This is a genomic window from Gluconobacter sp. DsW_056 (genome assembly GCF_002153595.1).
In the GTDB taxonomy this organism is placed as follows: Bacteria; Pseudomonadota; Alphaproteobacteria; order Acetobacterales; family Acetobacteraceae; genus Gluconobacter; species Gluconobacter albidus.
The window spans coordinates 83042-92807 of record NZ_JOPF01000012.1; the positions used below are offsets into that span (position 1 = coordinate 83042).

The 9766-nt window shown below is 54.3% G+C and carries 7 protein-coding genes; 5 read left to right on the top strand and 2 right to left on the bottom strand.

Going from position 1 to position 9766, the window contains the following annotated elements; translation table 11 throughout:
* The first annotated feature begins 164 nt into the window (after positions 1–164).
* The 5 genes from HK22_RS12455 (at position 165) to HK22_RS12475 (ending at position 6170) form a co-directional block, all read left to right on the top strand.
* Positions 165–2795, top strand: a complete 2631-nt coding sequence (locus HK22_RS12455) for a TonB-dependent siderophore receptor (RefSeq protein WP_233142625.1) — start codon at positions 165–167, stop codon at positions 2793–2795.
* A 35-nt stretch (positions 2796–2830) separates the two neighbouring features.
* The gene (locus tag HK22_RS12460) at positions 2831–3481 is read left to right on the top strand and encodes a CMD domain protein (protein WP_086649487.1); all 651 of its coding nucleotides are present in this window, start codon (positions 2831–2833) and stop codon (positions 3479–3481) included.
* Positions 3478–4092, top strand: a complete 615-nt coding sequence (locus tag HK22_RS12465) for an alkylhydroperoxidase domain protein (protein ID WP_086649488.1) — start codon at positions 3478–3480, stop codon at positions 4090–4092. Before HK22_RS12460 ends, HK22_RS12465 begins: the two co-directional genes overlap by 4 nt.
* Positions 4093–4188: 96 nt before the next feature.
* Positions 4189–5196, top strand: coding sequence for a putative FMN-dependent luciferase-like monooxygenase (locus HK22_RS12470; protein ID WP_062028081.1), 1008 nt, complete (start codon positions 4189–4191; stop codon positions 5194–5196).
* A 113-nt stretch (positions 5197–5309) separates the two neighbouring features.
* Positions 5310–6170, top strand: a complete 861-nt coding sequence (locus HK22_RS12475) for an SDR family oxidoreductase (protein ID WP_062028082.1) — start codon at positions 5310–5312, stop codon at positions 6168–6170.
* Positions 6171–6316: 146 nt separating this feature from the next.
* On the opposite strand, the gene HK22_RS12480 is transcribed toward HK22_RS12475, so the two are convergent.
* Both HK22_RS12480 and HK22_RS12485 read right to left on the bottom strand, forming a co-directional pair.
* Positions 6317–8005, bottom strand: a complete 1689-nt coding sequence (locus HK22_RS12480) for a TonB-dependent siderophore receptor (protein ID WP_233142627.1) — start codon at positions 8003–8005, stop codon at positions 6317–6319.
* Between the two features lie 292 nt (positions 8006–8297).
* The gene (locus tag HK22_RS12485) at positions 8298–9620 is read right to left on the bottom strand and encodes an LLM class flavin-dependent oxidoreductase (protein WP_086649490.1); all 1323 of its coding nucleotides are present in this window, start codon (positions 9618–9620) and stop codon (positions 8298–8300) included.
* Positions 9621–9766: the final 146 nt, after the last annotated feature.

Sequence of the window (9766 nt, forward strand, 5' to 3'; positions counted from 1 at the left end):
CCTGAAAAACAGGAAGCGAATCACAGACAAGAATAAACTATATATAATAGTTATTATATTCATAAAACATTTCGGGTTGTTGTTTATGTCGAATCATGTTTATCAACATTGAAGACTGGTGATTCATCGCTGGCACAAACATCATATCCGATGGTGAAATAGCTATGCCGTATAGACGGACTCATGACTCTCTGCGGCGTTCCGGTTCAAGACCCGTATGGATTGCCACGACTCTTCTGCTGTCTCTGGGGGCGACCGGCGCCGCGATTGCCGCAGATGCAACAACTGCGTCGGAAAGCGAGCGGGACACACGGAAATACGTCAAGGCCAGACGCCCACAGTCTGCGGAACACAAGGCAAGTTCCCCCGCCAAATCACTTTCGCACACTGCTTCGACGGCGCCCGGAAGTGTTGAAGACCACAGCGGGGTCGAGCGGATCGTCGCGACAGGAAGTCAGGGCAATATCGCGCCTGCGTTCAGGGTTGCGACACCCACGAAAAGTACGGTCAGCGTCGCTATTGTTTCAGGGGCACAGCTTCTGCAGACAGGGCAGACCAATGTCATCGCAGCTCTTCAGCAGACATCGCCCGAACTGAATGCTCCGCCGGGAGGAGGTGGGGGCGCCTATTCCACAACGCCCACCCAGACGGTCATTCTTCGCAATCTCAATGCTGATGAAACGCTCGTCCTTGTCAACGGTGTGCGGCGGCATATCAGCGCTCTTGGTAACTGGGGCGATGGTCCCGCCAAAGGAACCGAGCCTGCGGATCTGAGCCTCATCCCGCTGAGCGCCATTGATCATATCGAAATCATTACAGAGGGTGCGACGGCTCTTTACGGGCAGGATGCAATTGGTGGTGCCATCAATATCGTTCTGAAGAGCGGTACAAAAAATGGTGGCACGGTCAACCTCATGAACAGCGGATTTTATGCGGGAGACGGACAGGCCGTTGAAGGCTATGGCGATATCGAGCACAAGATCGGTAATCAGGGGGGCGGAATTGATGTCGCCTGGCAGGTCCTGAACCAGCTTCCAAGCCATCGGGACGCGCTCAACACGGCCAAACTTTACGACCTGCCACAGGATGCCGAGATGCAGCAGCGGGTCGGGCAGGATGTCAATCGTGTCGAGGGTGTCAGCAAATCTCTGGCTGAAGTCTTCAGCTTCAATGGTCATGTCCCCATTACCGACCGCGTGGAAGGCTATGCGACTGGCACTCTCGGACATCGCTCGACCGTGCGTGTCGGATTTTTTCGCGGGCCGGCCAATAACAATACCACCCGCGCTCTTTACCCTAACGGATACTCGCCACTTGAAACATTCGATGAACTGGATTTTCAGGTCAATGGCGGTTTGCGTGGGGTTCTGGCGCATGGGCTCGCCTGGAATACCTACGCCTCGTTCGGACGTGAGCGTGTAAACGAAAATGTCGAAAACGACGAAAACCCGACTTTCGGCGTGGATAGCCAGACGAACTTCCATCAGGGACAGATCATCGCATCCGAACTGATCGGGGGGGCGAAATTCTCAAAGAAGTTTGCAATTCCGCAGCTTGCGAAACCTGCCGAACTTAATTTCGGTCTGGAATATCGTCACGATACCTATCAGATCGGGCAGGGAGACTATCAGTCCTGGGCAACCGGACCTGTTCTTGTTGGACAAACGGGTGTCCAGCCGAGTTCAGGCGCCGCCGGTTATGCCGGCTTTGAGCCGCAGAACGCTGGCAACTGGTCCCGCGATATTTTTGACGGTCACGTCGGCCTCGATCTGTTCCTGACCCGGAAGTGGGAACTGACGATCGGCGGCCGTGCAGTCAGTTATTCCGACAAGGGGGCTGCTCCGACAGGTTCGATCGGGATGCGTTACAATTTCAACAAGCGCTTTGCTCTGCGCGCCAGCATCAATACAGGCTATCGGGCGCCGACCCTGGGAGCGGTTCATTACAACGCAACGTCAACTGGCCCCGGACAGGTGACGGAAAACCTGTCTTCGTTTGATCCGGTTGCCAGACTTCTCGGTGCAACCGGCGTCAAAGGAGAAACCTCCCGCAGTTATGACATCGGTTTTGATTGGACACCCATCAACTCTCTTCGCGTGACGCTGGACGGTTACCGGATCGACATCAATGACCGGATCGAGAGCACGACGGAATTTTCAGGCACCCGGATGAATGAATTCCTGTACAGCCAGGGAATTACCAGCAGTCCAACTGACAGAATATTCGTCAATTACATGACCAATATCGGCAACACGACCACCAATGGCTTTACGGCAAAGCTCAGTTACCAGTTTCCTCTCGCAAAACGCTGGGGCGTTCTGACAGGAAGTGTACAGGCCAATGTGGCGGACACCGAAGTGACGCATTACGCCGACACTCCCGGCGTTCTACAGCAGCTTGGGCAGACGTATTATGACAGCCTGTCGCGAAACAATCTGCTGAGGGCATCTCCAAAGAACAAGGAATCCTTTGCGCTGGACTGGAGCAGGGGGCGCTACAATCTCTATGTTCAGGAACAGCGCTACGCGGGGGTGGAATGGATCAATTATAGCGGCGATCCCTCCTCAACCTGGACACATATAAGACCACAGGTTCAGACCAATCTTGCTTTCAGCGCCCGCGTTGGGAGCGGTTTTACGCTGACGGCAGGGGCCAATAATCTGTTCAACAAGTTTCCCACCCGCGTGAAGACCAGTACCATTTCCGAAACCCAGGGCACAATCAAGTATCCGGAGACGGCCCCTGGCGGGTACGAGGGCGGATATTATTATGCCCGGATTGGCTATGTCTTCTGAGCTTTCCCAGATACTTCAGATATTCGGATAGACTGATGACTACAATTTTTTCTTTCAAAGCAGATCCACCCCTAGATCTTATTGATTACGTGGTCGGAATTGATGCAGATTCCTGGCTGGATACCCTCAGGAGGGGGCGTGAGGTTTTGCGTGACAATGCGCAAAAGAGCGCTGAGCTGCTCCTCAATCCCCTGGAGGATGGAGAATTCCCGCAGACGCATCGACTGGCCGTCGCCGCCTTTGTTGCGGGACTACATGGCGATACGGCGATCTATCGCCTCTATCTGGACCTTCTTGAACAATCGGAACCAGGAAAGGAGCTGTCACCGGTTATCGAAAATCTGTCCCGGCAGGGAAGAACACTGGGGCCTTATGGAGCTTATCCAGCCGGTCCACTTTCAGGTGAGGATCTCAAGGGCTCTGAATTTGAAGTTTCGGACGTCAATGTTGACAGATCATTGGCGCGGGCTCTGGAGCACGCTCATTTCCTGACATTTCATCCCCGGGACGCCTCGGTACAGGCACTTGAAAGACTGAAAAAAGCCGGGTGGACTGACACGGGCATCGTGACGTTATCCCAGCTCATTTCATTTTTGGCGTTCCAGATCCGCGTTATTCATGGCCTGAGCGTGCTGCGCGATGTCGGCCCGGCAGCAGGTGCCACCCTTTCGGAGAACCCATCATGAGCGTGACAGAGCAGACTGTTTCAAAGACAGACACTCAGGAACCCGACCGTTTTACAAAGGCTCAACTGGACTGGCACCCGTGGCTTGAGCCTCTTGAAGAAGGCAACCTGACTGAGGTCCATTACGAGGGGCTTGTAGACCGTGCACGGGCTAAATCTCCATATTTCAGGCTGCTGGCACGGGACCCCGAGATCCTTGGAGCCCGGACACGCAGCGACAAGGATATTTTCTACAATGTCTCAGGAGGATTGCCACGCAGGGAACGGGAGCTTGCGGCCACTGTTGTTTCGCGATTTAACGGATGCATCTACTGCGCTTCCGTCCACGCACGTTTCAGTGAGCGTCAAGGCGGTTCCCCAGAGGCTCTCGCCGCATTGCTGGAAACGGGGCAGCTTCCCCACGACACAGATCTGAAATGGCAGCTTGTGGAGGAAATCGCCCGACGTGTGTCTGAAACACCAGTCGGATTTTCGCATGTTCATATCAGAGTGTTGAGACAGGCCGGGTTTGAAAACGCGGAAATTCTGGATCTGATCAATGCCTCTTCATTCTTTAACTGGGCAAATCGCCTCATGCTTTCTTTGGGATATCCGACACTCCCGTCAGAGTAATCAATCGGCATTCCCTGCAGGAGATACCGATTGATTATGGAATATTTCATAGAGCACCAAACCATACCCTGAATCAGACTGAAAGTTATCTGGTCCGTGTCACAAAAACAGTTCGGTTTTTTTACCCGCCTTCTGGATGATGTCCCTGCCGCTCAGCGATATGCTCTTGCGCTGGAGCAGATCAGGGCTGCGGAAGCTTATGGCTTTCAGAGCGCTTGGGTTGCCCAGCACCATTTCCATGGGGATGAAGGCGGCCTTCCGTCCCCTTTTCCCTTTCTGGCTCATGCTGCTGCCCAGACGTCTCGAATTCGTCTGGGAACCGGCGTTGTCACGCTCGTCATGGAAGATGCTGTGCGGGTTGCGGAAGATGCTGTTGTTACGGACATTTTATCAGGAGGGCGACTGGAAGTCGGTTTTGGCTCTGGGGGAACCCCGACGTCTTATCCGGCATTTGGTGAGAATTTTGCGGATCGACATGCCGTCTTCAACCGAAAACTCCATACGGTGAAATCGGCATGGACCGGAGAAGAATTACCGGACGGCAACCGTTTGTGGCCGGGTGGCACGGGGCTTGAGAACCGTAGCTGGCAGGCAACGTTCTCCGTATTCGGGGGGGAGCGGGCAGGGAGCGATGGTGACGGATTGCTACTGTCGCGTACGCAGCCCCGCCGGCCGGAAAAACCGGATGCTTCATTGTGGGAATTGCAGGTTCCAATGGTGGAAGCCTACCTCAACGCCCTTCCTGACGGTCGGAACCCGCGAATTCTGGCGTCACGGTCGGTTTTTGTTGCCGATGATCGGGCCGAGGCCTTGCGACTGGCGGAAAAAGGCCTGTCGCGTCAGGTGAGGAAATTCCGTGCCGCAGGCCATACGATAGATGATACGAATATTGATACCCTGATCCGCACCTTTGACGTGCACATTGGCACACCGGAAGAAGTCGTTGCTTCCCTTCTGCGGGACAGGACATTGGAGCATGCGACCGAAATTGCCATTCAGGTGCATTCCATTGATCCGGAACATACGTATATTCTGCGTTCTCTGGAGCTTTTCGCTACTCAGGTTGCACCTGTGCTGCACGAATATTTTTCCCGCACGAACTAACCTCCGGATCCCATCCCGCAAAGACGTGAGGCAACGCTTGTCCGCTTCGGCAGTTAAACGGAAAGGAAGTGTTTTCTTCTGAAAGCACCTGAACCCTTTCGGAGCGTTGTCCCATGCCTGATCATATCTCTCCGCAGTCCCAGACCCATCAGCCCGGTCTTGAAGAGCTGATGCAGCCCAAGGCAATCCATATCCGCCCTGATTACCGCGGAAGTGGCAAACTCGCAGGAAAGAAGGCCTTGATCAGCGGGGGAGATAGCGGGATCGGGCGTGCTGCGGCTATACATTTTGCCCGCGAAGGTGCGGATGTTGCGATCCTCTATCTGGAAGAGCATGAGGATGCCAAGGAAACGGTCCGTCTTATTGAAAAAGAAGGACGTAAAGGGCTCGCCATCGCGGGAGATGTTTCTTCCAGTCAGATCTGTAACGACGCCGTGGAGCACACGGTAAAGGAACTTGGCGGACTGGACATTCTGGTCAACAATGCCGGAGTTCAGATCGTGGAACAAGACATCGAAGCCATTTCCGATCAGGAATGGCAACTTCATATGGACACCAATATCAACGGCTATTTCTATCTTGTTCGCGCGGCACTTGCACATCTGAAAAAGGGCAGCGCCATCGTCAACACATCGTCCATTAATGCTTTTGCAGGAAACAAGGCTCTTCTGGCCTATTCCACGACCAAGGCAGCGGAAATGGGGATGACGCGGGCTCTGGCGCTTCAGCTGGTGTCGAAGGGCATCCGGGTAAATGCCGTGGCTCCGGGACCAGTGTGGACGCCGCTCCAGCCGGCAAGCTGGGGTGTTGTTGACCCGCAGGCGGTTGCCGACCTGGGGAAGGATACGCCGATGGGGCGTTGCGGTGATCCGGCCGAACTGGGTCCAGCTTATGTTTATCTGGCAAGCGAAGATGCGTCGTTCGTAACGGGCCAGACACTGCATGTGAATGGTGGGATGATCATCAACGGCTGATAAAGCTCCTTATGTGCCTCTTGCAGCGGTTTGACTGCAAAAAGAGGCACAGACAGAACGATCTCGGTCGTCTCAATCCTTCGAAGTGGAGTATAGGTTCAAGGATCATTGGCCAGGGTATCAGCTTCACGCGGTCATTCTGGGTTTCACCATGAATAACTGACACGCCCATAAAAATAGCTCCCATCCAGCCCATATGCTGAAGCATAGCTGCAGTTCGGGTTCACCTGAAGGAGAGACTGGGCACCCTGCGCCAGTTTGCTGAGGGTCTGTGGACGGTGGTTGAAGACATTATTGCCGCCTGCTGAAACGCGGATACGGTTCGGGAAAGTACAGGACACATCAAAGTCCATCAGCCATGCGGGAGCTACCGTTTGATCATAAGCGGCCCCGCGATCGCTCCAGAGCTGAGTTTTTGAATAACGTGAGACCCGGACGGTCGTGCTCCAGTTGTCTATGTTCCAAGTTCCGCTGAGACGAAGGGTATTGCGGGGATAAATCGCGGTAATGTTGCCGATCTGGCTGCGGTAGAGTGCCGTAACGACAGAACCCAGGTTCACGTTCAGAGGATTGACCCTCATGATCTGGTGCTGTTGCTGGTTCATCATGACAGTCCACAGAACGCTTCCGGCTCGTCCGAAACGGCTGAGATAGTGCGCCTGAAGGTCAAGGCCCATGGCACGGGTATGAGCTGCGTTCCGTTCGCAAGTATAGCCGTAGTAGCGACCGTCGTTCGGAACGATACCCTCCTGATGAAGGATATTCAGCACGGTCGCGCCGGAAACGCCTGCGCCGGAGACAGAAATGGGAACGATCTGGTTGAAAATGTCGATACGATAGGCGTCCAGAGAGATATCAAGTCGTTTGAGAGGCGTGAGAACGAAGCCAGCACTCAAATTATGTGAGGTTTCGGGTTTGAGGGGCGTTGCACCGAGAGCCCGTGCACCAGCATTCGTGACAGAGGCGTAGTTCGTATAGGATTGCACGAGCTGGTTGGTGCTGGGCAGAATGGAATAATAAAGAGCCGTGCTCTGGAAATATTCCTGCCGGAGCGTCGGAGCATAAAAGCCATTACTGGCTGATCCGCGCAGTGCGATCCAGGGCGTGACCTGGTAACGCAGTGAAGTTTTCCCACTCAGTGCGTTGCCAAAATCGCTGTACTGTTCATCTCGACCGGAAAGGGCAACCGTTATTTTGTCCGTCACTTTCTGGGTCAGATCGAGATAAAAAGCGCCATTCATCCGGGAATGGATGCCCGCCTGAGAGGGAGAGGTTGCGCCCAGACCGGATGCGAAGGGAAGGGCGGGAGTCGCATTGGGGAAGACGTAGCTGGCAGGATTGATGTAGCCGCCATCCGCCCAGGCTGAATGCTCACCTGCGTCTACCTCGTACTGCTGGTAGCGATATTCAATACCGGCTGCGACCTGAAGAGGGTTTTTGAAGAGGCCTGTCCGGAATGAATGACGAATATCGAAATCCGCTGTCAGCTCAGAGTTCGCCAGAGATTGCAGGCGAAAATTGTGCGGACTGTCCGTACCGAGCGAATTGTTGATGGTGTTCTGGATGCCGATGCTGCTGTCGTTACGACCGTAATTGACGCTGCCGTCCCAGTGCCAGCCGAAGAAGTCATCCCCTTTCAGCCCACTCGTAAACTGGAAATCATTATCCTCAGTCGTATCGGTCGGCAGATAGCCGTCCGGATAAACACTCATGATATTCTGTTGCGAGTTTGATGGCCTGTACCAGGCGGCGGCGAAAGACGTGCGGTGGGTATAGGTGGCATAAGAATAAAACCGGATTTTCTCATTCAGGGGAATTTCAAGATTGTAAGCCACACTTTGCCGCTCGGACTCCAGACTGCCTAAAATCTGGCGGTAACGGTTACCGCCTCAGGTGTCTGGGCGGTAGTGCTCCTTACGGTCTGCGCCCAACCTGTCAGAGGTGGCAGAATGCCGGAAACGAGGCTTAACGGGACTGCCACATGTCTATTCCATCGAAGGATAGAGAACGAAGCCTTCATTTCGAATTTCCAAATATTTGGGTGAGTTCATAAGTGTATAATCAATATGATTGATCCTTTTTTAAGTAAAATGAGTTTATTAAAAACCAGAGTTTTAAATTATTGTTTTATGTAGACGGTATTTTCAAGTTTTCCCGCAAATTTCTGCTTTTGTAAGCCTGTTGTGTTAGGCCTCTCCTTCGAAGCTCTGGAACAACGAGCTCCACGAAATCATTGATTCCATCGGGTGCGGATGTGAACATGATGTTGAAACCGTCGCAGGCACCTGTGCGATACCATTCCTCGATTTCATCGACGATAGACGCCGGAGTTCCCACCAGAAGGCGGTGTCCGCCGCGCGTGAAATTCTGGAGGATGTCTTTGACTGTGGGGCGCGTTTTCCGGATCCAGTCCACGATCAGGGACTGACGGCTTTTGTGGGTGTTGGTTTCTTCGACCAGACCCAATTCGACGGGTTTGTCTTCCGGCCACTGGGACAGGTCTGTCCCAAGGCTGGAATAGGATGAAATGGCCTGCAGGATATCGGCCTTGTCGAGATAACTTTGATAACGCTCAAATTTTTCGCGTGCTTCGCTTTCCGTCCTTCCGACAACAGGCGCGAGACCCGGCAGAATGCGGATATGCCGTTCATCACGTCCATAACGCGCAGCTCTCTCAAGAACATCGGCGCGGTAAGCGCGGTCGGCATCGATATCGTATTCGGCAGTATAGATGACTTCGCCTATGCGCGCGGCGAGCTCCTTTCCCGCGCCTGAGGCACCCGCCTGTGCCAGAATGGGAGGGCGTTGAATGGGAGGCGGCGCATTGAGCGGCCCGGCGACCTGAAAGAATCGTCCTTTGTGATTCAGGGGGTGCACGCGGGAGGGATCGAGCCACACGCCAGTGTGTTTGTCCCGGATGAAAGCTTCCGTCTCGGTGCTCTTCCACAATCCTTTGACGACATCGACAAATTCATGGGCGCGTTCATAGCGTAGAGCATGATCAACATGGGAAACGAGGTTGAAATTTTCGCCGCCGCCCGTAGCTGTCACGACGTTCCATCCCGCTCTTCCGCCACTCAGCACATCAAGAGAGGCGATACGCCGCGCGATGTTGTAGGGTTCGTTGAAAGTGGTTGAGGCCGTGCCGATCAGGCCGATATGAGAAGACGTAACCGCCAGCGCGGCAAGCAGGGTGAAAGTGTCCCAGCGCGCGAGGGCAGGAGTGCGGGCAATACGCGAAGGATCAGGGACGGGCAGGACGTTGTCGTAAAGAAAAATGGCGTCGAAGCGCCCTTTTTCCAGAGTTGCGACATAGTCACGATAACGTTCGAACGAGAGATCGGCGTCCGTGTCCTCACCCGGCGCACGCCAGGCATCTCCGTTGGTGGCTGAACCCGTAAAATAAGCCCCAAGAACAAAGGGCGCGCGCGTGCTGCGTAAAGCCGTCATGCAAAGGTCTTCTAACGCTCGTGGACAAAGCTTGACGCGGGTGAGCGAGATTGATTCAACGCTGCCATTTGGAGGTGGCGGTCGGCTCGACAGGCTTCTGGCGGATCGCGGCTACGATGCCGACCAGACCCGGGCCGACATCGCAT

Excerpts from the sequence above, each read along its gene's own strand:
- HK22_RS12460 (WP_086649487.1), top strand. The coding sequence starts at position 2,831 with ATGACTACAATTTTTTCTTTCAAAGCAGATCCACCCCTAGATCTTATT.
- HK22_RS12465 (WP_086649488.1), top strand. The coding sequence starts at position 3,478 with ATGAGCGTGACAGAGCAGACTGTTTCAAAGACAGACACTCAGGAACCC.
- HK22_RS12485 (WP_086649490.1), bottom strand. The coding sequence starts at position 9,620 with ATGACGGCTTTACGCAGCACGCGCGCGCCCTTTGTTCTTGGGGCTTAT.
- HK22_RS12455 (WP_233142625.1), top strand. The coding sequence starts at position 165 with ATGCCGTATAGACGGACTCATGACTCTCTGCGGCGTTCCGGTTCAAGA.
- HK22_RS12475 (WP_062028082.1), top strand. The coding sequence starts at position 5,310 with ATGCCTGATCATATCTCTCCGCAGTCCCAGACCCATCAGCCCGGTCTT.